Below are 24,690 nucleotides of genomic sequence, written 5' to 3'. Positions count from 1 at the left end.
TTTGATGCGCCTTGGTAGCCCAGTCGCTGGCGACAATGCTTCGGCCATAACCGAAGTGTTGCATGATGACAGTCCGTCTTCAGCGGCCTATAGTGAGGCCATGTCGAACATCGCGTCTGGAAACATGCTGGCTGAAATTGCCTCCCTGATGGGGGACCCGGCCCGCGCCAATATGCTGATCGCCTTGATGGGCGGGCAGGCGTTGACTGCGGGCGAGTTGGCGCTGCATGGTGGCGTCAGCGCCCCGACCGCCAGTGGCCATCTGGCCAGAATGGTGGAGGGCCGTCTGCTATCGGTCGAAAAACAGGGCCGTCACCGCTATTACCGTTTGGCGGGACGCGCTGTCGCTGCGACCATGGAGACGCTGATGTCGCTTGCTGCCGATGGGCCACGGCGCCTGCATCCGGTCGGCCCGAAGGACTTGGCGCTACGCTCGGCGCGCAGCTGTTACGATCACATCGCCGGTCGTCTTGGCGTGGCGCTGGCTGACGGCTTGCAGACCAAGGCCTATATCGAGCTGGGGGAGGAGGCGGTTACGCTGACACCACCCGGGCAGCAGTTTTTCTGCGATTTCGGCATCAACCTTTCCCCGACCACACCCCGCGGACGACCGTTCTGCCGCACCTGTCTCGACTGGAGCGAGCGTCGTCCGCATCTGGCCGGACGGCTGGGCGCGGCCTTGCTGGACAGAATGCTGGAACTGGGCTGGGTGGCGCGCCAGCCGCAGGGCAGGGCGCTGCGGATCACGCAGGCCGGACAGCAGGGCTTTCGGGCGCAATTCGGGGTTACGGAAGACTGGATGGCGTGAAGAAAACCAGGGCCTGAGCAGCCCCACCCTCCGGTATGATCAAGCCCGCTTTGCTCGCTGTTGCTGGTCTTTCAAAAGACGCATGACCGCTTCCGGGCCGACCGGAGCGCCGTAGAGGAAGCTCTGGCCATAGTGGCAGCCCATCTGGGCCAGTTCGTCCCCATCGTCCTCGCTGGCAACGCCTTCCGCCACGACATCCATGCCCATGTCCTTGGCCATGCCGATGACTGAGCGCAGCAGGATATTGCGCCGCTCGCTGGTGTCGGTCACCAGTTCCCGGTCGAGTTTCAGCGTATCGAAGGGAAAGCGGGTCAGATAGGACAGCGAGGAATAGCCGGTGCCGAAATCATCCAAAGCGAGACTGAGCCCGATATCCTTCAGCTTCTCCAGCACCAGCCTTGCCTGTTCCGGATTTTCGACGACGACGGATTCGGTCAGCTCCAGTTTCAGCCGGGCCGGATTGCAATTGACTCGGCTGAGCAGACTGCGGATGTCGGTATAGAGCGTGTTGTTGATCAGCTGGGCGCTGGACAGGTTGACGGAGACGAAAATCGGCATTTCGCCCGTCTGTTTTTCCCATTCCACCAGATCCGTTGCCGCCCGCTCCAGCGCGAACATGCCGAGCGGCATGATCAGGTCGCAGCTTTCCGCCAGGGGTATGAATTCGGAGGGGGAGATGGTGCCGCGCTTGGGGTGTTCCCAGCGCATCAGCGCTTCGAAACCGGCCAGCTCCTCGTCATCCAGCCGGACGATCGGCTGATAGACCATGGTCAATTCGCCGCGCTCGACGGCGCGGGCAAGTTCGGTTTCCAGCTGAAGCTTTTCCGAGACGGTGCCCCGGAAGGCCGGGCGGAACGGCTCCACCTTGTTGCCGCCACCGCGCTTGGCGCGGTACATGGCAAGCTCGGCATCCGACAACAGTCCGGCAGCGCTTTCCTGCTGGTCCACCCAGGAGACCAGGCCGATGGAGGCGGTCAGATTGATCTCCCGATTGGCGAAATTGATCGGCACCATGATCGCCTTGCTCATCGCATCGGCAAAATCGGCGACCTTGGCCGGATCGCGCTCCGAAATCAGGATCAGGCCGAATTGGTCTCCCGAAAGCCGGGCCAGCGTATCCTGCGGCTTCAATAGCCGCCGCAACCGCCGGGTCAGCGCGATCAGGATATTGTCTCCGGCGGAAATCCCGAGCATGTCGTTGACCCGACCGAAATTGTCGATATCGACAATCATGACCGTCGGGCGCACCGTATCGGCGGTGGCGGTCACGGTCAAAAGCGTCTGCAAACGGTCCAGAAACACTTCTCGGTTCGGCAAGCCGGTGAGATTGTCGTTGATCGCATCCTGCAACAGCCGGTCGACGGTGTTTTTCTGTTCGGTGACATCGGCAATCGTACCGATGCAGCGGATGATTTCGCCGTTGGCTCCCAATACGGGCCGGGCACGGATATGCAGCCAGTGGAAATGCCCGTCATCGGCGCGGATGCGGAATTCGTGGTTCAGCCGCCCGCGCTTGTGTTCCAGCAGCACGTCCAGTGTGGCGCGAAACCGGTCGCGGTCATCGGGATGCAGGCTGGGAATCCAGTTGCGGGCAGCCCCGTGCAGCGCGCCGTGGCTCAGGCCGAGCCGGGTGGAAATGTCGGGAATGGTCACCACCCGGTCGCGGGCCACATCCCAGTCCCAGACGATATCGCCAGCCCCGGTCAGCGCCAGGGATTGCCGCTCCAGATCGGAAAACAGGCCCTGGTTATAGCCACCGCCAGCAAAGGCGTGCTGCATGACGGTGAAGCCGATCAGCAGCACGATCAGCACCAGCGCGCCGCCATGAGCAGGCTGGATGATGTCGTTCGACAACCGTCCCGTCACCGTCATCCAGCCGGCAATCAGCCAGACGATGATCAGCGTCCAGGTCGGCACCAGCAGGATGGCGCGGTCATAACGGTTCAAGCCGAGATAGACGATCAGCGCGATCCCCGCCGTGGCTGTCAGCGCAAAGGACAGTCGGGCAATACCTGCGGCAATCGACGGATCGTAGATTGCCACGCCAAACAGCAGCACCAGGCCCAAGATCCAGGCAAAGGTTGCGTAGCCGAGGTTCACATGCCAACGATTGAGGTTGAGATAGGTAAAGAGAAAGATCACGAAGCCGGAGGCCAGACCCACTTCGGCCCCGGCTCGCCAGATCTGCTCGCTATGGGTGGTGATGCTGATCAGCTTGCCGAGGAAACCGAAATCGACGCAGATATAGGCGAGCACTGCCCAGGCCAGCGAGGCGGCGGCGGGCAGCATGGAGGTGCCGCGCACCACGAACAGAATGGTTAGGAACACCGCCAGCAGGCCGGAAATGCCCAGCACGATGCCGCGATAGAGCGTGAACGAGTTGATCGTATCCTTATAGGCATCCGGCTCCCACAGGTAAATCTGCGGCAGGTTCGGCGTTGCCAGTTCGGCCACGAACGTCACCACCGCGCCCGGATTGAGGGTGATGCGAAACACGTCGGCATCGTCGCTCGGCACCCGGTCCAGCGAAAATCCCTCGCTGGGGGTGATGGAAATGATCCGCTGCGAGCCGAGATCCGGCCAGAACACCTTGGAATTGACGAGACGATAATGTGGCGCGACGATCACCCGCTCCAGCTGCTCGTCGGACACATTGGCGAGCGCAAACACCGCCCAATCGCCCTGGTGCTGCGCTGACGAGGCGCGCACTTCGATACGGCGGCGGATGCCATCCGAACCAGCGGCGGTGGAGACCTGAAACGCCTCGCCCTGATTGAGATGGATTTCCGTGGTCGCGGTCAGGTCGAGCGCGGTGTCATCACGCGAGATCTTCACCGGTTCGGCGGCATGGCCCATGCCCGCGCCAAACCCGGTTAGCGCCATGACCAGCACCAGAAGGCCAGCGGCAAACCGCAACAGGCCCGAATTGGATAAGCCCTTTTTCGGCTCAAAAAACCGCAGGGAATTGGCCTCGGATGAGTTTCTGACTATATTCATGAATAGAATTTTTTGCCGGAAGCGGCGCCGGGTTCCGCCAGAAGCGAGTAGATCGCATGATCTCTCCACTGTCCGTTGATGTTCAAATATCCGCGCAACAGACCTTCCCGTTCAAAACCGGCCCGCTCCAGCAGCCGTATGCTTTTATCATTGTCAGGAATACAGGCGGCTTCGATACGATGCAACTCAAGTTCCTTGAAGATATACGGTTTTGCCAATTGAAGTGCGGCAAACATATGGCCTTGGCCAGCGAAACGTTCGCCCATCCAATATCCGATCATGCAGGCCTGTGATACGCCGCGCCGGATCAGGCCGATGGTCAGCCCGCCCATCAGCACAGTGTCGCTTTCGCGAAACAGAAAAAACGGCACGGCCAGTCCACTGGCATGTTCCTGGGTATTGCGTATGACGCGGGACCGAAAGGCGCTTTCGGTCAGCTCGTCCGGGCGCCAAAGCGGTTCCCAGGGCTGGAGAAAGCCCCGGCTTTCAGACCGCAGCCTGTACCATTGGTTATAATCGCCATTGCGCGGCAGCCGCAGCAGACGTGTCCCGTCACGCAGTTCAGGCCGTTCCGGTTGGCGGGACAGAAACCCGAACACAGACCGCGTCATTTGTCATACCCCCACCCAAACAGTTCCGGCCCCATTGCATCGAATGCAGGAGGGATTACGCTACCCTGCTGAAAGATATCGCTCAATCCCTAAGGCCAGCCCATCTGCCAGCCATCAGCTACAGCGCCTCTCACCCTATAGGGCGCACGAAGGGTCGCTGTCGCTTATTATATCTGCTGCATAATTTTCTCATTAAACCGATTCCGGTTTAAAGACTTATGCAGCAGATTGAGCAATCCCCTCAGCCGCGCGCCGCCTTCAGTACCGTGTCGCGCGATCCCGACAGGGCAGAAAGAATGTCTTCCATGGGCGCGAGTTGTTCGAGCGGGCCGATGGCCGACAATGTTGGTGGGCTACCATCGAAGAACAGCCGCCCAGCAAGGTCCTTCAGCCGGTCAACGGTAATGCTTTCCAGCCGCTCCATCAGTTCCGGATTGGAAATCGGCCGACCATACAGCATCATCTGCCGGGCGATCTGTCCGGCGCGCGCCGCAGGGCTTTCCTGCCCCATCAGCAATTGCGCCCGGATCTGGGTGCGGGACCGGTCGATTTCCTGCTGCTCGATCTGTTCAGCCGATTTGCGCAGTTCGTCGATGATCACAGGCACCAGTTCCGGCAGGTTTTCGCCGCCGGTCGCGGCATGAATGCCGAAAATGCCGGTATCGGAAAAGCCCCAATGAAAGGCATAGACCGAATAACAGAGACCGCGAAACTCGCGTACTTCCTGAAACAGACGGGAGGACATGCCGCCGCCGAGGATATTGGCCAGAATCTGCGAGGCATAGAAATCGCGCGCATGATAGGCGCGGCCTTCGAAACCGAGCAAAAGCTGGGTGTCCATCAGGTCACGGCTTTCACGCACCTCGCCGCCGGTATAGCGGGCAGGGGTGATAATCGGCGAGACGGCGGGCTTGGTGCGCAGCGTGCTGAAGCGGTCTTCAACCTGGCGCACGAAGCTTTCGTGGTCGACGGCGCCAGCCGCCACCACGAACATCCGGTCGGTGGTATAGTTGCGGGCAAGATAGGCGCGAATCTGGTCGCTGGTGAAACCATCCACCGTTTGTGGCGTGCCAAGAATGCCGCGTCCGACCGTCTGGTCGCGAAAGGCGGTTTCGGCGAAACGGTCGAAGACAACGTCATCAGGTGTATCGAAGGCAGCGCCGATTTCCTGCAGGATCACATGCTTTTCACGGATCAATTCTTCGTCATCGAAGGCCGAATCAGTGAGGATGTCAGCAAGAATATCGACGGCCAGCGGCACATCGTCCTTCAGAACCCGGGCGTAATAAGAGGTGGTCTCGGTCGATGTCGCGGCATTCAGCTCGCCGCCGACATTCTCGATTTCCTCGGCAATCTGGCGAGCGCTGCGCCGTTTCGTGCCTTTGAAAGCCATGTGTTCGAGAAGATGGGCAATGCCATGTTCCTCGGCGGTTTCATCGCGCGAACCGGATTTAACCCAGACGCCCAGCGCGACGCTTTCCAGATGCGGCATTTTTTCGGTAACGACCGTCAGCCCCGAAGGCAGGCGGGTGCACTCAACATTCATGGTCTATCTTTCCGCGTTTCTTAAGCACCGGCGCGCGAGTGAGCGGAGATGAATGCCTCCACCACGTCGAGCTCGCCGGCAAGGACGTCGAAACGCTCCTCCCTATCCATGAGATCAGCAAGCCACGTCGGAAGCGCGGGGTCAATACCCGATGCCGATTTTACCGCCGCCGGAAATTTGGCGGGATGGGCTGTGGCCAGCGTCACCATCGGGCTTTGCGGCTTTTCGAATTTCGATGCGACCACCACGCCGCAAGCCGTATGGGGATCAAGCAGATAGCCGGTTTCAGCCAAAGTGGTGGCGATGGTTTTGGCCACGTCCTGTTGGGTGGCGCGCCCGGCCCGGAAGAGTTTGCGGATGGTTTTGAGCGCATCCGGCTTGATCTCGAAAGCGCCGGATTGCTTGAGGGACGCCATCTGCGAACGGATCTCACCGGCATTGCGGCCGCTGGCTTCAAACAGCAGGCGCTCGAAATTCGAGGAGATCTGGATATCCATCGATGGTGAGGTGGTGGCCATGACGCCGCGCATCTCGTAGCGTCCGGTTTTCAGCGTGCGGGCCAGAATGTCGTTATCATTGGTGGCAATCACCAGCTTGTCGATGGGTAGGCCCATTTCGCGCGCCACATAGCCCGCGAAAATATCGCCGAAATTGCCGGTCGGCACGGTGAAGGAAATCTTCCGGTCCGGTCCCCCCAGCGAAAGGGCGGCGGTAAAATAATAGACCACCTGGGCCATGATTCGCGCCCAGTTGATAGAATTGACGCCGGATAGCTGCACCTTGTCGCGAAAAGCGACATGGTTGAACATGGCTTTGACCAGATCCTGGCAATCGTCGAAATTGCCCTCGATGGCCACCGCCCGGACATTCCCGGCCTTGGATGTGGTCATCTGCCGCTGCTGCACGGGTGAGACCTTGCCCTTGGGAAACAGAATGAACATGTCGATATTATCAAGACCGGCAAAGGCATCGATGGCCGCCCCGCCTGTATCGCCCGAGGTGGCGCCGACAATGGTGGCGCGCTGCCCGCGTTCGCGCAGAACGTGATCCATCAGCCGGCCAAGCAATTGCATGGCGACATCCTTGAAGGCCAGCGTCGTGCCGTGGAACAGTTCGAGAATATAGGAATTCGGCCCGGTCTGCACCAAAGGCGCGACAGCAGGATGGCGGAAGGTGGCATAGGCGTCATGGATCATCGACTGAAGGGCATCATCCTTGATTTCGCCGTCCACGAAGGGTTTTAGCACCGCGAACGCGACCTCCTGATAGGTCTTGCCGCGCAGCGCCCGAATGTCGCGCTTGCGCATTTTCGGCCATTCGCGGGGCAGATAAAGGCCACCGTCACGGGCGAGGCCTGCCAGAAGCGCGTCGCAAAAATTGAGAGCGGGCGCCTCGCCGCGAGTGGAAATAAAGTCCATGCCAGTATCCTCGGTCTAAAGGTCACGCCCGGTCTAAAGTTTCATGGCCGCCACAATGATTCAGAGTCTTGCCGATGCCTTGCTGAAAATTGCAACAAAGCACGTGCTAGCTGATCGATTTTTTGCCACGCCGCTGGTATAGACCATCGCCAACCGATAAGGAAAGGCTGATTGCGGGAGATTTTCCTGTTTCCAGACCGCATTCTCCATGCGGTGAGACGAAGTCATGATGCAGAAGGTGTGACCCGGTGTTTCAATCTATAATGCGCGGCTCGTCCGCCTCATCTCAGGTGAATAATTTGGCTCAGGTTAATAAGTCGGCTCTGGTTATTGTTCCGGTCCTGGCGGTTTTTCTGGCCGGTTGCAATACCAGCGGCTCCGGGGCCGGCTCCAGTTCTGGCGCCAGTGGAGGCAGCCTGTTCAGCTCCAATGCCACGACATCGGTCTCTGGTGCAGCCACGGCTGGCGCCCCGGCAGCGTCTTCTGGCGCCGTGGTTCAGGCCGTCTGCCCGAAGATCTCCCTGCGCGATGGCACGTCTTTCTACCGCACCTATGCCAAGTCGGGTTCCAAGGACCCGCAGGATGTGGTGTTCCAGGCCTCGCTTGCCGAAACCACCCGCGCCTGCACCCAGTCCGACACCACGCTGACCGTCAAGGTCCAGGTGGCCGGACGGCTGGTGGCGGGTCCGCAGGGCCATGCCGGATCGATCAACATGCCGATCCGGGTTGCCGTCGTCGATGGCGATACGGTGGTGTCCTCGGAACTGGTGCCGTTTACCGCCAACCTCGCCAGCGCCGATCAGCCGGCCCAGTTCCTGTTTAGCCGCGATATCACCATGGCTGCCAATGCCACGGCGGCGACGCAGATCTTTGTCGGCTTCGATGAAGGTCCGGCCAAGACCACGGGCAAGCCGTCCGGCAAAAAGCGTAAATAAGCCTGTCGTGACGCGGCAATAATGGGTCTTGCATCAATGAGTCCGGCATGAGGGTGACGGTCGTTCGCAATCCGGTGGCGGGCGGGGCTCATACATGGCCTGCCACGGCCCGTGCCCTTGCGGAGATTTTTCCCGGCTATTCGCTGGTCGAAACCGTCAAGGGCATGACGGGTCCCCAGGCGCGTGCCGCCGTCACGCCGGAAACCGATCTGGTGCTGGTGGTGGGTGGCGATGGCACGGTTGGTCAGGCCGTGGATGGGCTGCTGACGTCGCTTTATCCGAAAACCGCCTTTGCCTTCCTGCCGGGTGGCACGGGCGCGGATTTTTCCCGTAATTTCGATTGGCCCGCAACAACCGAGCGCCAATTGCAGGCGATTGCTACGGCCGCCCCGCGCCGTATCGATGTCGGAGTTCTGCAAAGCCATGTGGGCGGTGGCGAGGCGCAGACCACGCATTTCATCAATGTCGCCAGTACCGGCGTCTCGGGCGAGATCGTCGCTGCGATCGAGGCAAACCGTGGACCCTCGCGTCTGCCGGCTTTCCTGCGCTACCGGCTCATGTCATTGGCGCGCATCGCCCGCTACAAGGGAGCGGCCCTGCGCATTTCGGTGGATGGAAGATGCGTTTATGACGGCGCGGTTCTTGTGGCCGCCGTTACCAATGGCAGCTGGTTTGGCGCCGGAGTGCGCGCCGCGCCGCAGGCTTTGCTGGACGATGGCCAGCTCGATCTGGTCTTTGCACGCCATTGCGGCGCCATCGGCAATCTGAAGATCTTTGCCGCTTTCGCCAATGGCAGTCCGGCGAATTCGGCCGCGATCGAGACCCATCGCGGCCAGGTGATCGACATCGAGCCGCACGGCAAGATCCCCATGGCCGAGGCCGATGGTGAAGTGATCAGGCCCGGCGCATTGCGCTTCAGCATTCTGCCACAAGCGCTCACCGTTCGCCTCCCGCCAGTAGTGGCGCCTGGGTGAATGAGCGCAGGCGCTTTCAAAAAGCTGGAAGCGAGCTTTAGATCACATGGTCCCATTCGGCCATGGCGGCAATCACGGCTGGCAGGTCCATCATTCGGGCGATCACGGTTTCGGCCCCGGCTTCGGTCAGGCGGTCGGCATGGGAGGGGTAGGTGTGGGAGGCGCCGGTAAAGCCGATGACCCGCATTCCAGCGGCGCGGGCGGCATGGATGCCATGCACGCTGTCTTCAACCACCACGCAATTTTGCGGCTTGACGTTGAACTGGGCGGCGCCATGCAGATAGATATCCGGCTTCGGCTTGACCCGGTCAGCGCCGAGATCCTTGGCGGAATAGACATGCGGCGCGAAAAACTCCTTGAGGCCAACCTTGGTCAGCATCATGTCCAGCCGCTGTGACGAGGAATTGGAGCAGATGCAGCGCGGTCCCTGCAGACGTGACAGGGCGTAGGTGACCCCTTCCACCAGCTTGACCTCGCGGGCCAGTCGCTGGTCCAGCAGGGCTTCCGATTTGTCGATCAGGCTGGCCGAGAGCGGAATATCCACTTCCTTCTCGATGGTCATCAGGATGTTTTTCCAGGTCATGCCGGAAAAACGCTCACCCATTTCCTCGACTGAAATCGGGTAGCCTGCCTCGGTCAGCAGCTTGGATTCCACTTTGGCGGCAATGATTTCGGAATCGACGAGCACGCCGTCACAATCGAAAAGGGTGAGGTCGAAGCCAGCCATGCACATCATATCCTGTTGTCGGGGGAAATGCCTGACTACACGATATGGCGGTAAAGAACAATTGCGCAGATCTGCCGAATGTTCTTGGCCCAGATGTTCAGGGCAGATCTGCGTATCTCTCGACAAATTTGCCCCTTAAGCCTAATCAGGAGACATGAGCAAAGCCAAGGACGACACTATAGCCGCGAGGATTGCCCGCGTGTTGGCGCAACGCATCGTGCATGGAGACTTGCAGCCCGGCATTCGGCTTGCACAGGACCATATTGCCGAGGAATTTTCGGTAAGCCAGGTGCCGGTGCGGGAGGCCTTCCGGCGTCTGGAGGCGCAGGGCCTTGTCGTCAGTCTGCCGCGCCGCGGGGTCCGGGTGGCGAGTTTCGATCTGAAACAGGTGCGTGAAGTGGCGGAAATGCGCGCCGCACTTGAAGTGCTGGCGCTGAAGCATGCCGCTCCCCATCTGACGCCCGCGCTGCTGGACGAAGCGGAAGCCGCGACCTCCGCCTGCGATCGCGCCGACAATGTCGAGGATTGGGAGGCGGCCAATCGACGCTTTCACCGGTTGATCGTTTCCACCTGCGATATGCCGCGCCTGTTGACCGCCATCGACGACCTGCACGCGGTCAGCGCTCATTTCCTGCTGGCAGGCTGGCAAAGTGGCTGGGAGCGCCGCACCGATCATGACCATCGCGCCATCCTGGATGCCTTGCGCCGCAACGCCGTGGGTGAGGCGACAGCCATCCTGGAGCGGCATGTGCAGTGGATTGGCCGGGCGCCCGCGCCGCGCCGCGGTGAGCCGCAGCCGGAGCGTTTTGCGATTGTCGGATGATGAGGCGTGAGCGCGCAAAAACGGTCGGTAAAAAACGACAAACGTGTTGATCAGGCGGAAAAGCCCAGCCCAACCTATAAAGCCCAACGAATGAAGGATTAATGCCATGACGGTGCGGTTGCGCGGTCATCATCTGCTCTGCATGCTGACCTTTGTCGGTGAAGGCTATACTGCCGATTTCGTCGCCAATTATCGCCGCGTCGCAGCGCGGTTGACCGAGGGCGAAACCATTGAGATCGTCGATGGCCCCGACGATCTCTGTCAGCCCTTGACCCATTCGCAAACGGCTCATTGTTTCCGCGACAGTGTGCTGGAGCGCGACCGGAAAGCCAAGGATGCCGTGGCCCAGTTGCTGTCTCGCCCGGTGGCGACCGGCACGGTCATCACCCCGGATGCCACCCTGCTGGCGCGGTTGCGGGCCGCCTTTGCCACGGGCTCGGTGCGGTCTGCCTGTCATGATTGCGAATGGTCGTCGCTCTGCGATGGCATAGCGGCTGAGGGCTACAGCGGAGCGTTGGTGAATCCGCCCGCGGCTTGATCGCCCATCTCGGGATCATCCGTCCTCGAATTCCCTGGCCGTTGAGACCCGACAAGAGGCAATCTGGCTGCCGACCTGAAATTGCATGGAAATTTAAGCTCACCGTTCAGCATTTGGTAACCAAGTTCGGTAACCATAGGCACTGTTAAATATGTGCTGCGTCAGCGTAACCAGTGAGTATTCCATGGCCTCTGTTTTCCCGCTCGCCGACCTTCGTCGCTCCAACGATCCCTTCGCCTGGATGAACAGTATCATCAAGGGCGACTGTGTTGCGGCTTTGGAGGCTCTGCCGGATCAATCGGTGGATGCGATCTTTGCGGATCCACCGTATAATCTGCAGTTGGGGGGCATGCTCCACCGGCCGGACCAGTCTGTTGTCGACGCCGTGGACGATGCATGGGACCAGTTCGCCTCTTTCGAGGCTTACGATGCCTTCACACGCGCCTGGTTGCTAGCCTGCCGGCGCGTGTTGAAGCCGCATGGCACCATCTGGGTCATCGGCTCCTATCACAATATTTTCCGGGTCGGCGCGACGCTTCAGGATCTGAATTTCTGGATTTTGAATGATATCGTCTGGCGCAAGACCAACCCCATGCCGAATTTCAAGGGCCGCCGGTTTCAGAACGCCCATGAAACGATGATCTGGGCCTCGCGCGATGCCAAGGCCAAGAGCTACACCTTCAATTACGATGCGCTGAAGGCGTCCAACGACGATGTGCAGATGCGCTCCGACTGGCTGTTCCCGATCTGCTCCGGCGGCGAGCGTCTGAAGGGCGAGGACGGCAAGAAGATCCATCCGACCCAGAAGCCGGAAGCCCTGCTGGCCCGCGTCATCCTGGCCTCGACCAAGCCCGGCGACGTGGTGCTCGACCCATTCTTCGGCTCCGGCACGACCGGCGCTGTTGCCAAGCGTCTGGGCCGCAATTTCGTCGGTATCGAGCGGGAACAGGACTATATCGACGCCGCTTCCGCCCGCATCGACGCCGTCGAGGCATTGGGCAAGGTGGAACTGACGGTCTTGACCGGCAAGAAATCCGAGCCGCGCGTCGCCTTCAATACGCTTTTGGACAGCGGTCTTTTGCAGCCCGGTCAGGTGCTGAGCTGCGAAAAACGTCGCCATAGCGCCATCATCCGCGCCGATGGCACGCTGGTTTCCGGCACGCAAGCCGGCTCCATCCACCGGGTTGGCGCCCGGGTGCGTGGCCTGGATGCGTGCAATGGCTGGACCTTCTGGCACTACGAGGACGCAGGCAAGTTGAAGCCGATCGATGACTTGCGCAGCCTGGTGCGCGCCAGCATGGGCAAGTTGGCGGGATGAGTTTATCGTGTCGGGTCGGCGCAGTGTCTGCCGCCGTTACGATTTCTTAATCATCGGCGCCGATGCTGACTATCTTCGTCGGTTTTTGTATTCAGTCCCGATGAAAGTGACAATGCCCGGCACGGTTTCCGCGCCGGGCATTTTGGCATTGCCTCAAGTACGCAGGTTGTAATTTTTATGATAGGTCTAGGTTGTCGTATCTTCAAGTTGCATATGTGCAGCTAATATAAATTAGATATCTAGTTATAAGCACTTAGCGGTTATTCTCGAAGCACTAAACAGGTTCGGACAAGTCTGCCGCTTTATTTCCCATCTTCAACAGATGGGGGACGGGTTTTGGCGGCTTTATACAGGCAGGCACTGGAGCAATACGGGGAGGGCGCCTATGAGGCGGCCCTGAACACCGTTTCGCGCCTGTTGCAAGCCGAACGAAGCAATGCCGAAGCCCATATTCTCGCCGCCACCGTGCATGAGCGTCTCGGCAACCGGCTTGAGGCCGCCGGACTGTTTGAGCGTGTGATTGCGCTTACACCGTCGCGCAAACGTGATGTCGCTTTTCGCGCTTGCTCTCATTATCTGGAAACCGGTCACGACGATCTGGCTCTGCGTGCCTTGCTGGTGCTGCACCGCTATATGCCTGACGATGTCGATGCCAATCATTCGATTTGCAGCCTTTACCGCGAAGCGGGCCGCTATCCGGAGGCGCTACCCTATGCGCTTAAGCTGCTAACGATTGGCCGCGATTTCGACAATTGGTTGAATGCAGGCATGGTACTGCTGGGTGCTGATCAGGCAGAGAAAGCCTTTAACGTGCTGAAGGCCGCCTATGAGGCCCGCCCGACGGAACGGCTGGCGCTGACGGAATTGTTCTGGTGCGCCATGAACCTCTGCGATTTTGATCTGGCCACGCGGCTGCAGGGAGAGCTTGAGGCTGCCTATGCTGCGGATGGCGCGGTGCTGGACATCCGCGAAAGCGTCTTCCGGGCGCTGCAATGGTCTGGCGATGAGGCCTATCATGTCCTGAGTGCGATCCGGACAGGGGAGAAGCATCGAGCCACGGTTGCGCCGCGGCGGCCTTATACGGTGCGGCCCGGACAAAGGCTGAGGGTCGGCTATGTCTCAGCGGATTTATACCAGCATGCGACGCTGTCTCTTTTGACCGGCGTGATCGAAAACCATGATCGCGACCGTTTTGAGATTTTCGGCATTTGCCATACCGCAGCCAAGAACCGCAAGGGCATGCTGCGCCAACGTTTCCTTGAGGCCATCGATCACTATGTCGACATTCTTGACTTGGATGACGATCAGGCCGCTGCCGCCATACGGCAGCTTGATCTCGACATCCTGATCGACCTCAAGGGATTTACTTTCGAGAACCGGCTGGGGATTTTCTGTCGCCGTCCGGCCCCTATACAGGTGGCCTATCTCGGCTTTCCAGGCAGCGTCGTCGGTGTCGGCATCGATTATGCCATTGCCGATTCCATCGTTGTCCCGCCGTCATCGGACCCGTTTTACGCCGAGAGAATCATCCGGCTGCCCAATAGCTACCAGTGCAACGACAACACCCGTGAAAAAGTGATGCGCGACGGCCCGCGCAGCCTCCACGGTCTGCCGGAGCAGGGTGTAGTGTTCTGCTCCTTCAATCAAGCGGTGAAAATTCGATATCAGGTGTTCAAAACCTGGATGGGAATCCTGAAATCGGTTGATGGGTCGGTGCTTTGGCTGATTGATATGCTACCAACGACGCGAGACAATCTTCGCGCCGCCGCCATCCGGCTTGGCGTGGCGCCCGAGAGATTGATCTTTGCGCCGAAAAAACCGCTCTCGGAGCATTTGCGCCGGTTGCCTTATGCTGATATCGCCCTCGATACCGGGCCTTGTAACGGCCATACGACCACGGCGGATGCCCTTTGGGCTGGTGTGCCGGTTCTGACCTGGAAAGGCACGAATTTTGCCGGCCGCGTCAGCGAAAGTCTTTTGAGTGCCGTTGGCTTGACCGAACTGGTCGCCGACGATCTTACCGAATTCGGCCGCCTGGCGGTCGAACTGGCGCAGGATGAGGTCCGCCAATCTCACCTGCGCCAGAACCTCCTTCAAGCCCGTGATACCGCGCCGCTGTTTGATACCCCCCGCTTCACCCGCGATTTCGAGGCGGCATTGGAGGCGATCTGCGCGGATGCCGCCAAGGGTTGATCCGGGTGAATCATCACGGTAAACGATGATTATGGCGCGCAATCTGGCATGGTATAAAGCGCGATAACGCGGGAGGCGGATGATGACCATTACCACGCTGCAACAGCTGGAAGCCCTCTATGGCACAGTGAAGGAGACGTCACTTGCCAAGGAAATCGACCATCTGAACGATGATTACGCCGCCTTCGTTAGCGCTTCGCCTTTCATCCTGCTCGCTACAGTCGGCGCTGATGGCACCGATTGCTCGCCCAAGGGCGATGCGCCTGGCTTCGTGGCAATTCTTGACCGCAAGACGCTGGCCATCCCCGACCGCCCTGGCAACAATCGGATCGATAACCTGAAGAACATCATCGAAGACGGTCGGACATCTGTGCTGTTTCTCATCCCCGGCGTCGGCGAAACGCTGAGGGTCAATGGCCGGGCTACGATCAGCGCCGACCCGGACCTGCTGGCCCGCTTTGCCGTCGATGGAAAGCTGCCGAAAAGCGTAATTTTGCTTGCCATCGACAGCGTCTATTTCCACTGCGCCAAGGCTATTCTCCGCTCAAATCTCTGGGACGCCTCCCGCTATGTCGAGCGCTCCACCCTGCCATCACCGGGCTTGATGCTGAAAAACATCGTCAATGGCTTCGATGGCGAAGCCTATGACAAGGAATTGCCGGAGCGATCAAGGAATAGCCTGTATTGATCCTCGGTAGAGTTTTCAGAAAGCCATGACCTTGGATGCTACCGAGAAAGTCACCTCATCCTATAAACAGGGTCTGTTTCAACAGGCGCTCGATGAACTTGCCGCACTCTTGCCGCCTGCCAGGCAAGATCCGCGAATGGTCATCATGGCTGCCCAATGCCATTATCGGCTTGGGCATTTGGAGGCGGCGGCGGATCATTATAGCGGTGCAGCGAACCTCGTTGCCACCGATGGCATAAGGCTGAACAAAGTTGCATTCGAACTCTATAAAAAGGCCGGGCATACTGAAAAAGCCTTTGCCTCAGCCGAACGCATATTGCAGGTTGAGCCGAGAGATCATGCTGCCGCTATTTTTCGCCGGCATCATTTGTTCGATTTTCTCCGGTTGGATGAGCTGAAAGCCGCCAATGACGCGGCATTGGCGGCAATCCTGGCGGGTGATGAATTTGCCATGTCCTGCGAGCTGCCGTTCAACATTCTTCACTGGTGCAGCGATGAGAGCATTCAAGCCCGCATCCTGGGCGAGGGCCGGCCAGACATATCCCCGCAGATCCGCGCAATGCGCCGGCAAAAACCGCATGTCTTTGGTGATAAGGTCAGGATTGGCTATCTTTCCAACGATTTTTTCAGTGCTCATGCGACGATGATCCTGTTGCAGGGCGTGCTTGAGCGCCATGACAGGAACCGTTTCGAGATTATCCTCTATTGCTATTCAAGCAAGGCATTGGTCGAAAGCGATAATGGATCGCGCGCTCGCATGGGCATGATCAAGCAAATCGGCGACCTGTCTGATGCGGCAGCCAGCACGATGATCCAGAATAACGACCTGGACATTCTTGTCGATCTGAAAGGCCATACCAAGGATGCCAGAATAGGCCTGGTCAATTCCGGCCTTGCGCCGATACAGGTGGCCTGGCTTGGTTTTCCGGGCAGCGGCATCGGCATAGACTGTGACTATATCATCAGCGATCCGATTGTGACGCCTCAGTCCAGCAAGCCGTTTTACCAGGAAAAGTTTTGCCGTTTGCCGGAAACCTATCAACCTAATGACAATATCAACCGGCCCTTGCCGCCAGCAGTGCCGCGAGCAGCTTTGGGCTTGCCGCAGGACAGGTTCGTTCTGGCATCCTTCAACAGCATCAAGAAGCTCAGCCCGCAAACTGTCGAGGCATGGCTGAAGATTATGGCGGATCTGCCGGACAGCATCCTGTGGATCCTGTGCAGAAACGACATTGCCAAGGACAATCTCCGGACACTGTTCGCGCGTCATGGCCTGTCAGCGGAACGACTGATTTTCACGCCGCCACTTGCCTACCCGTATCACCTCGCCAGGCTGTCCGCAGCAGATCTTGTCCTCGACAGTTTTCCCTATTGTGGCCATACGACCACATCCGATTGCCTTTGGGCCGGAGTGCCCGTTCTGGCGCTGAAGGGCCAGAATTTCGCCTCCCGCGTTTCTGAAAGCCTGCTGACCGCGCTTGGCGTACCGGAACTGGTGGCTGCGACCGTTGATGATTACATTGCCCAGGCGCAAGACCTTGCGCACAACAGAAACCGTCTTCAAGACTTGCGCGACAGGATCGCCGCCAACCGGCGCACAATGCCATTGTTCGATACCGAACGCTTCACGCGCCACCTCGAAGATGCCTACGAGATGATGGTGGCGCGCGCCAAGGCCGGGCTGGAGCCGGATCACATGGATGTTCCGGCAAGGCCGTTCCTATGACGAGGCTTTGAGGGAGTAGGCTGGCGATCAGGGCTATCAAGCCCTGATCGTATAATCCCTGGCGATGCCCTGCGTCACCGCGAACCAGTTCGATGCTTTCGTGCGCTGCTGATGCGCGTCGAAAGATGCCTGATCAACAAAGACTTCCGAAACAAGAAAACGTCCGGCGATAGTAGGGCAGGCTTCGACGTTGAAAGACAGGCACCCCGGCTCGGCCCGCGTCAGGGCGACATGCTCAGGCAGAGCCGCCTTTACGGCTTCCAGCCGATCCTCCGGCACGTCGATATGGCCGTCGAGAAACACTTTGGCCATCAGAGCACGCCGACGTTTGTGAGATCGGCCTTGAGCTTTTCCGGGCTCTCGAAATGCACCGCCTGCCAACCAGCAGCCTTGGCACCCACCACATTGGGCAGGCTGTCATCAATGAAAATCGAATGGGCGGGATCGAGACCAAAATCCGTGGCATGGCGGTGATAAATCGCCACATCCGGCTTGATCAGGCCGATCTCGCCCGACACTGTGACGCCGCGCGGGCGGTTGAGGAAGGGAAACATCTCGCGGGCTTCAGTGAATGTGTCGGCGGCGAAATTGGTCAGCATGGTCACATCGCGGCCCTCATCAATCAGGCCATTGAAGATCTCGACGGTGCCGTCATAGGCATGCGGCACCATTTCGCGCCAATGCTGGCGAAAGGCGCGGATATGCGCTTCGCGGTCGGGATATTGGGCAATCAGCAGGGCTTCGGCATCGGCCCATGTACGGCCCCGGTCCTGTTCGATGTTCCAGTCATGGGTGCAGACATTGTCGAAAAACCATTGCCGCTCCTTGGCATCCGGGATGATCCGGCTGAAGGGCAGGTTGGGGTCGTAATGGATCAGTACCTTGCCGATGTCGAAAACGATATGCCGGATCTCTGCCATGCTCTATTCCATTTTTCTGGCTGCGAAGGCCTCGGGTATAGCCTGGGTGATCGCCTTTTTCATCACCGTCGGCAAGGCCTGGGCTTCAAGATTGATGAGCGGCTCCCACCATCCGTGATCGGCCCAATGGTAATCATCGGGCCGTCCTTTGACCGCATCGGCGCGGAAGATCGTCAGCCGTAGCTCGAAATGGGTAAACACATGAGTGACGACCCCGCAGGACCGCCAATTGGCGTCCATCGGCGCGCTGGCCTCGCTGTCGTCGCCGTCGATGCGAGCCGTCCATTCGGTGGTCGGCACTTCTGTCATGCCACCCAGAAGCCCCTTGTCGGCGCGCTTGCGCAGCAGGATGCGGTTGCAGTCGTCAAGGGCGATGAAGGCGGCGCCAAGCCGCACCGGCTTAGTCTTCTTCGCTGCCTTGACCGGAAAATGCTCGGGGTCATGGGCTTGCAGCGCCAGACAGTGGGTGTTGAACGGACAGAGCGAACAGGCAGGCCGTTTCGGCGTGCAGATCGTCGCGCCCAGATCCATCATCGCTTGCGCAAAATCGCCGGGCCGCTCAGTGGGCGTCAGCGCTGCGACCCGCGCCTTGATCGCCGGTTTGGCGCCGGGCAGCGGATCGGAAATCGCGTATAGCCTTGATATCACCCGCTCGACATTGCCGTCCATCACCGCCGCCTGCCGGTTAAACGCAATGGCGGCAATGGCAGCGGAGGTATAATCGCCAATGCCCGGCAGCGATTGCAGGCCTTCCTGGGTGTCGGGAAAGACACCGCCATGCAGATCGGCGACGGCCTCGGCGCATTTTTTCAGGTTGCGCGCGCGGGCATAATAGCCAAGGCCCGCCCAGGCCGCCATCACGTCCTCGGTGGGGGCGGCAGCCAGATCGGTGACTTTCGGCCAGCGGGCCAGAAATTTCAGGAAATAGGGTTTGACCGCCTGCACCGTCGTTTGTTGCAGCATCACTTCCGACAGCCAGATGTGATAGGGATCGGGCCTGATACCGCGCGCCGCCATCGGCGGCGAAATCCGCCAGGGCAGATCACGGTGATGGCGGTCATACCAGGCGAGAAGCTCGTCAGCGCTTGGCCCATCTTGGTGAGGCCCATCTTGGTGAAGCCCGTCTTCGTGAAGGGTTTGTTCGGCAGGTTTTCGGGTTTTCATGCTCATACTATATATATGGTGACGAATCACGGCGCATATCAAGCGTTCCGGATTGCAATGACGAGGCACCATCCAGCCATGGCCTTCAAAAAACGCGGCGCTGCCCAGATTTCCGAATTGGCCAACGGTATCATCGATCCGGTGATTGCACGGCGCGCCGGGATTTCGACGGCGCTGCTGTCGTCCTGGGACGAGATTGCCGGGGCCGATTTTGCCGATTGCACCCGGCCCGAGAAAATCGTCTGGCCGCGGCGTGATTATGCCGGTCAGGATTCGGGTCAGAAATCCGGCCCGAAGTCGAGTGCGCCTGCCGGTCGTTCCGGCGGGTATCAGGCGGGCGTGCTGACCATTGCCTGCGAAGGCGCGCGCGCGCTGTTTCTCAACCATGCGCAGGGCGAGTTGATTGCCCGCATCAACGGGTTTTTCGGCTATCCGGCCATCGGGCAGATTCGCATCGTGCAAAAACCGGTGTCGAATACCGCCAAGCACCGGCGCGGGCCGGGCCGTCTGGACGCGGTGCAGGCGAAAAAGCTCTCGGAAATGACTGAGGGGATTGAGAGCGACAAGCTCAAAAAAGCAGTCGAGCGGCTGGGCCGGGCGGTATTGTCGCAAAAAAAGCCGAAATGACAGCTTTGTAATTTGAATTGAGGGGCCGGACGCTTCACATACAGTTGGAAACTGTGTTGGGGAAACCGTGCTGAGGGTTGCACGGCTTCGCAAGCCTGCTTTGCCATCGACCTTGCCTCGCCAGATCAGGCGGGTATAACCGGCTCAGGACTTTAAAGCACGATCGTTACTCTATGTGGGTGAAATAATGTCGAATTCTGAACTGATCCTGACCAAGCGCCATCTTCTGGCTGGTATCGCCACCGTGGCTACGGGCATTGCCGTGTCTACCGTGGCAAGCCCGGCCTTTGCGGCTGCCGAAATGCCCAAGTCTGACCATGATGTCGATATGGCAGAGGTGATGAAACCCGGCCCGCTGCCGGATATGGCACTCGGCAAGCCCGACGCGCCAGTCAAGATCGTTGAATATTTCTCGATGACCTGCCCGCATTGCGCCCATTTCCACGCCACGACCTTCGATACGATCAAGGAAAAATACATCGATACCGGCAAGGTCTATTTCGTGTTCCGCGAGTTTCCTTTCGATCCCGCCGCCACCGCCGCCTTCATGCTGGCGCGTTGCGCCCCGAAGGATCAATATTATCCCTTCATCACCATGTTCCTGAAGCAGCAGCGCTCCTGGGCCGCGCCTGACAATGGCGATGTGCGCGGTGCCATGCTGCAAATGTCGAAAATGGCCGGTTTCACACAGGAAAGCTTCCAGGCTTGCTTGACGAACACCAAGCTTGCCGGTGATGTAACCGCAATGCGGGACCTTGGCGCCAAGCAATTCGGCGTCAACGCAACCCCGACCTTCCTGATCAACGGCAAAAGCTATTCTGGAGATATGTCGGTTGAATCCATGTCGGCGCTCATCGACAGCCTTCTCTGACACTGCGCATCCGATCAAGGCGGGCGGTGGCGAAAGCCATGCGCCCGTTTTTTCGTGCCCGATGTCAGGGTTTTGGCGTGATGAGCGTGGGGTCTACCCCCCCCTGTCCTGCCGGACATCTCCCCCTCACGGGGGGAGATCGGCAAGAGACGCTGCCGTCGTTCCCAGGTATTGTCCGCCCGGATCTGCGCAAGCCCGCCGAAATGATGGAGTGAGACCCATCCTGACCCGATCTCCCCCCTTGAGGGGGAGATGGCTGGCAAGCCAGAGGGGGGTATCCTTGGCCGAAGCGTTTCCTGCATCTCATCAGACCCGTCCCCAAGAGGCCCGCCCATGAAGTTCACCAAGCTTCGGGTCGTCGGCTTCAAATCCTTCGTTGAGCCCACCGAATTCATCATCGAACGCGGATTGACCGGCGTGGTCGGGCCGAACGGCTGCGGCAAGTCCAATCTGGTAGAGGCGCTGCGCTGGGTGATGGGGGAAAATTCCTATAAGAACATGCGCGCTTCCGGCATGGATGACGTGATTTTTTCCGGCTCCGGCAACCGCCCCGCCCGCAATTCGGCGGAGGTTGGGCTTTATCTCGACAATTCAGACCGCACCGCGCCCGCCGCCTTCAACGACAGCGACGAAATCCAGGTCAGCCGCCGCATTGAGCGGGAAAACGGTTCGGTCTATCGCATCAATGGCAAGGAAGCCCGCGCCAAGGATGTGCAATTGCTGTTTGCCGATGCCTCGACCGGGGCGCGGTCGCCGTCGATGGTCGGCCAGGGGCGGATTGGCGAACTGATCCAGGCCAAGCCGCAGGCACGACGGCAATTGTTGGAAGAGGCCGCCGGTATTTCCGGCCTGCATTCGCGCCGCCATGAGGCAGAACTGCGGCTGCGTGCCGCCGAAACCAATCTGGAGCGGCTGGAGGATATCGTCGCCCAGCTGGAAAGCCAGATCGAGAGCCTAAAACGTCAGGCCCGTCAGGCCAATCGCTTCAAGATGCTGTCTGCCGATATCCGCGCCCGTGATGCCATGCTGCTGCACATCCGCTGGACGGAAGCGCGGCAGGCCGAGGCCGAGGCGGAAGCCTCGCTCAACGAGACGACATCGCTGGTTGCCGAGCGGGCGCAGGCGCAGATGGAAGCGGCCAAGGCCCAAGCCATTGCCAGTCTGCAATTGCCTGCGTTGCGTGACGAAGAGGTCAAGGCCGCAGCCAGCCTGCAACGCTTGCAGATTGCCCGCAGCCAGCTGGAGGAAGATGCCGGACGGCTGTTCAAGCGCCGCGACGAACTGACCCGGCGGCTGTTGCAGCTTGAAGAGGACATTGCCCGCGAACAGCGGCTGGTCGATGACAATGCCGAAATTCTCGAGCGGCTCGCTGCCGAGGAATCCGAACTGGAAGACGTGCTGACGGAAAGCGGTCAGGAGGCGGACGATCTGCGCATTGCTTTCGAGGAAGCATCGGCAACCCTTGCCGATAGCGAAGCCCGCTTTTCCGCCGCCACTGCTGACCGCGCCGAGGCGGCAGCCGGGCGCAACCAGCTGGAACGGGCGCTGCGCGACCTCGCCGACAAGCGGCTGCGGCTGGAGCGTCAGGCCGATGAGGCAGGCCGCGAACTCGACGCCGTGGCCGAAAAGCTCGCGGCCCTGCCGGACCCGGAGGAAAAGCGCGAGGCGGTGGAAGCCGGTGAATATGCCGTGGAAGAGGCCGAAAGCACGGTTGCGCAAGCGGAAGAGGCTTTAAGTGCCGCGCGCCGGGCCGAGGCACTGGCCCGCGGCCCGGTGGAAGCGGCCCGCTCTGCATTGGCGGCGCTGGAAACCGAGGCGAAAACCATTGCCAAAATGCTGGCCGCTTCAGCCAGCGCCGGAGAATTTTCGCCGGTGGCCGACGCACTGACGGTGGAGCGCGGCTTTGAAACTGCGCTGGGGGCGGCGCTTGGTGATGATCTGGAAAGCCCACTCGATGCGCGTGCGCCCGCCCATTGGGCCATGCCCGGGCCTGATAGTGATGACCCGGCTTTGCCTGCTGGCATCGTCGCTCTCGCCACGCATGTCTCGGCACCGCAAGCTTTGCTGCGTAGGCTAAAACAGATCGGCATCACCGATGCCGATACCGCGCAACGCCTGCAACCGGACCTGAAACCCGGCCAGCGGCTGGTGACGCGGGAGGGGGCGGTTTATCGTTGGGACGGCCATGTTACCGGTTCGGAAGCGCCAAGTGCTGCGGCTCTTCGTCTTGCCCAGAAAAACCGTTTGGCGGTGCTGGAGGAAGAAACGGACGAGGCTCGCATCGGGCTGGAAGAGGCTGAAGAACGATTGAAGGCAGGGCGCGAGGCGGTAACGTCGAGCGAAGCGCGTCTTGGCGAAGGGCGTGAGCGCCAGCGGTTGATCCTGCGTCAGCTGTCGGAAGCCCGCGATGCGTTAAGCGCTGCCGAGCGGGCCAGCGGCGATCTGCTGCGCCGCCGCGCCGTGGTGGAAGAGGCGGTAAACGGTCTTCGCGCCCAGATCGAAGAGGCTGAAAGCCTGGCCGAAGAGGCGCAGATCGCTCTTGCCGATCAGGCCGACCTGACGGCGCTGGACGACCAATTGCGGCAATTACAGATGGAGGTTGCCACCGGTCGCGGACTGGTGGCCGAAGCTCGCGCCCGCCATGAAGGGTTTGCCCGCGAAAACGACCAGCGCCAGCGCCGGATCATGGCGATCCGTCAGGAACGGCAAAGCTGGGCGCAGCGGGCGGCAAGTGCCAGCCAGCATATCGCCACGCTGAGGGAGCGCGAGGCGGAAGCCCGCGACGAAATGGCCGACCTGGACGCTGCCCCCGACGAATTCGATGAAAAGCGCCGCCTGCTGATGAGCGAGCTGGACAAGGCTGAAGCCGCACGGCGCACTGCCGCGGACCGGCTGGTGGAAGCCGAGGCCCGCCAGCGTCAAGCCGATCAGGTCGCTGCTAGCGCCTTGTCAGCGCTGGCCGAAGCAAGGGAGCGCCGGGGCCGGGCGGAAGAACGGTTGCTGTCTGGACGCGAGCGGCGCAAGGATGCCGAAGCCCGTATTCAGGAAGCGCTCAATGTCGGCCCGCACGAAGCCTTCCGCCTGACCGGGCTGAAACCCGATGACGCGATCCCTGACCTGCGCGAAGTTGAGCGCGATCTGGACCGGCTGAAAATCGAGCGCGAACGGCTGGGTGCCGTCAACCTGCGCGCCGATGAAGAACAGAAGGAATTGTCCGACAAGCTCGCGGCCCTGATCAAGGAGCGCGACGACGTGATCGACGCGATCCGCAAGCTGCGTGGCGCGATCCAGAGCCTGAACCGCGAGGGCCGGGAACGGCTGGTGGCGGCGTTCGACGTGGTCAATGCGCAATTCCAGCGGCTGTTCACCCACTTGTTTAACGGCGGCACGGCGGAATTGCAGCTGATCGAAAGTGACGATCCGCTGGATGCTGGCCTCGAAATCCTCGCCCGTCCGCCTGGCAAGAAGCCGCAGACCATGACGCTGCTATCGGGCGGCGAACAGGCGCTGACGGCCATGGCGCTTATCTTCGCCGTCTTCCTCACCAATCCAGCGCCGATCTGCGTGCTTGACGAAGTGGACGCCCCGCTCGATGACCACAATGTCGAGCGCTATTGCAACCTGATGGACGAAATGGCCGCCTCGACCCAGACCCGTTTCGTGATCATCACCCACAATCCGATCACCATGGCCCGCATGAACCGGCTGTTCGGCGTCACCATGGCCGAACAGGGCGTTTCGCAACTGGTGTCCGTGGATTTGCAGACGGCGGAGCAGCTACGCGAGGCTGTGTGAGGGTTCACAAG

The 24,690-nt window shown here is 60.2% G+C and carries 20 protein-coding genes; 12 read left to right on the top strand and 8 right to left on the bottom strand.

What is annotated here, in order from left to right; genetic code table 11:
- The first annotated feature begins 124 nt into the window (after positions 1–124).
- On the top strand, positions 125–808 hold the full coding sequence (locus IEI95_RS22305) for an ArsR/SmtB family transcription factor (protein WP_194417348.1): 684 nt from the start codon (positions 125–127) through the stop codon (positions 806–808).
- 39 nt (positions 809–847) lie between these two features.
- Here the strand turns inward: IEI95_RS22305 and IEI95_RS22300 are convergent, their stop codons facing one another.
- The 4 genes from IEI95_RS22300 to thrC all read right to left on the bottom strand — a co-directional run bounded on the left by IEI95_RS22300 (position 848) and on the right by thrC (position 7,380).
- Positions 848–3,691 carry a sensor domain-containing phosphodiesterase gene (locus tag IEI95_RS22300; RefSeq protein ID WP_194417347.1) on the bottom strand — a complete coding sequence of 948 codons (2,844 nt, stop codon included), beginning with the start codon at positions 3,689–3,691 and terminating at the stop codon, positions 848–850.
- Positions 3,692–3,801: 110 nt separating this feature from the next.
- Entirely contained in the window at positions 3,802–4,416 is a 615-nt protein-coding gene (locus IEI95_RS22295; protein ID WP_156531566.1) for a GNAT family N-acetyltransferase, read from the bottom strand.
- Positions 4,417–4,657: 241 nt separating this feature from the next.
- Positions 4,658–5,962, bottom strand: a complete 1,305-nt coding sequence (locus IEI95_RS22290) for a M16 family metallopeptidase (protein WP_156531567.1) — start codon at positions 5,960–5,962, stop codon at positions 4,658–4,660.
- Positions 5,963–5,982: 20 nt separating this feature from the next.
- Positions 5,983–7,380, bottom strand: a complete 1,398-nt coding sequence (thrC, locus tag IEI95_RS22285; RefSeq protein WP_156531568.1) for a threonine synthase — start codon at positions 7,378–7,380, stop codon at positions 5,983–5,985.
- A 299-nt stretch (positions 7,381–7,679) separates the two neighbouring features.
- Here thrC and IEI95_RS22280 point away from each other — a divergent pair, with 299 nt between their 5' ends.
- Both IEI95_RS22280 and IEI95_RS22275 read left to right on the top strand, forming a co-directional pair.
- On the top strand, positions 7,680–8,315 hold the full coding sequence (locus IEI95_RS22280; protein ID WP_234626816.1) for a hypothetical protein: 636 nt from the start codon (positions 7,680–7,682) through the stop codon (positions 8,313–8,315).
- A 47-nt stretch (positions 8,316–8,362) separates the two neighbouring features.
- Complete coding sequence (locus IEI95_RS22275) at positions 8,363–9,289, top strand: diacylglycerol/lipid kinase family protein (protein ID WP_156531569.1); 927 nt, start codon at positions 8,363–8,365, stop codon at positions 9,287–9,289.
- A gap of 37 nt (positions 9,290–9,326) precedes the next feature.
- Here IEI95_RS22275 and IEI95_RS22270 read toward each other — a convergent pair whose 3' ends face one another.
- Positions 9,327–10,016: an HAD family hydrolase gene (locus tag IEI95_RS22270; RefSeq protein ID WP_071202642.1), complete on the bottom strand. Its 690-nt coding sequence runs from the start codon at positions 10,014–10,016 to the stop codon at positions 9,327–9,329.
- Positions 10,017–10,170: 154 nt separating this feature from the next.
- On the opposite strand from IEI95_RS22270, the gene IEI95_RS22265 reads away from it, so the two are divergent.
- From IEI95_RS22265 to IEI95_RS22240, 6 genes are all read left to right on the top strand, one after another.
- Positions 10,171–10,839, top strand: a complete 669-nt coding sequence (locus tag IEI95_RS22265; RefSeq protein WP_156531570.1) for a GntR family transcriptional regulator — start codon at positions 10,171–10,173, stop codon at positions 10,837–10,839.
- 106 nt (positions 10,840–10,945) lie between these two features.
- The gene (locus IEI95_RS22260; protein ID WP_156531571.1) at positions 10,946–11,377 is read left to right on the top strand and encodes a DUF1284 domain-containing protein; all 432 of its coding nucleotides are present in this window, start codon (positions 10,946–10,948) and stop codon (positions 11,375–11,377) included.
- A gap of 184 nt (positions 11,378–11,561) precedes the next feature.
- Positions 11,562–12,695, top strand: a complete 1,134-nt coding sequence (locus IEI95_RS22255; RefSeq protein WP_156531572.1) for a site-specific DNA-methyltransferase — start codon at positions 11,562–11,564, stop codon at positions 12,693–12,695.
- Between the two features lie 336 nt (positions 12,696–13,031).
- Positions 13,032–14,888 (top strand): O-linked N-acetylglucosamine transferase, SPINDLY family protein, encoded by a 1,857-nt coding sequence (locus tag IEI95_RS22250; protein ID WP_194417048.1) that lies wholly within the window; start codon positions 13,032–13,034, stop codon positions 14,886–14,888.
- A gap of 79 nt (positions 14,889–14,967) precedes the next feature.
- On the top strand, positions 14,968–15,576 hold the full coding sequence (locus tag IEI95_RS22245; RefSeq protein ID WP_194417047.1) for a pyridoxamine 5'-phosphate oxidase family protein: 609 nt from the start codon (positions 14,968–14,970) through the stop codon (positions 15,574–15,576).
- Between the two features lie 25 nt (positions 15,577–15,601).
- On the top strand, positions 15,602–17,302 hold the full coding sequence (locus IEI95_RS22240) for an O-linked N-acetylglucosamine transferase, SPINDLY family protein (protein WP_194417046.1): 1,701 nt from the start codon (positions 15,602–15,604) through the stop codon (positions 17,300–17,302).
- Between the two features lie 36 nt (positions 17,303–17,338).
- Here IEI95_RS22240 and IEI95_RS22235 read toward each other — a convergent pair whose 3' ends face one another.
- The 3 genes from IEI95_RS22235 to mutY are packed head-to-tail and all read right to left on the bottom strand — an operon-like array spanning position 17,339 to position 19,392.
- The gene (locus tag IEI95_RS22235; protein ID WP_156531576.1) at positions 17,339–17,614 is read right to left on the bottom strand and encodes a putative quinol monooxygenase; all 276 of its coding nucleotides are present in this window, start codon (positions 17,612–17,614) and stop codon (positions 17,339–17,341) included.
- The gene (locus IEI95_RS22230; RefSeq protein ID WP_156531577.1) at positions 17,614–18,222 is read right to left on the bottom strand and encodes an HAD family hydrolase; all 609 of its coding nucleotides are present in this window, start codon (positions 18,220–18,222) and stop codon (positions 17,614–17,616) included. The genes IEI95_RS22235 and IEI95_RS22230 overlap by 1 nt, the downstream gene beginning before the upstream one ends.
- Before the next feature lie 3 nt (positions 18,223–18,225).
- Positions 18,226–19,392: an A/G-specific adenine glycosylase gene (gene mutY / locus IEI95_RS22225; RefSeq protein WP_194417045.1), complete on the bottom strand. Its 1,167-nt coding sequence runs from the start codon at positions 19,390–19,392 to the stop codon at positions 18,226–18,228.
- A gap of 72 nt (positions 19,393–19,464) precedes the next feature.
- Here mutY and IEI95_RS22220 point away from each other — a divergent pair, with 72 nt between their 5' ends.
- From IEI95_RS22220 to IEI95_RS22210, 3 genes are all read left to right on the top strand, one after another.
- Entirely contained in the window at positions 19,465–20,013 is a 549-nt protein-coding gene (locus IEI95_RS22220) for a DUF721 domain-containing protein (RefSeq protein ID WP_087727570.1), read from the top strand.
- A gap of 187 nt (positions 20,014–20,200) precedes the next feature.
- Entirely contained in the window at positions 20,201–20,884 is a 684-nt protein-coding gene (locus IEI95_RS22215; protein WP_156531579.1) for a DsbA family protein, read from the top strand.
- 333 nt (positions 20,885–21,217) lie between these two features.
- A complete protein-coding gene (locus IEI95_RS22210) occupies positions 21,218–24,679 on the top strand; it encodes a chromosome segregation SMC family protein (RefSeq protein ID WP_194417044.1) in 3,462 nt (1,153 codons plus the stop codon).
- Positions 24,680–24,690: the final 11 nt, after the last annotated feature.

The sequence above is a fragment of the Agrobacterium vitis genome (assembly GCF_014926405.1).
GTDB lineage: Bacteria > Pseudomonadota > Alphaproteobacteria > Rhizobiales > Rhizobiaceae > Allorhizobium > Allorhizobium vitis_H.
This window is presented reverse-complemented; position numbering and strand designations above follow the sequence as displayed.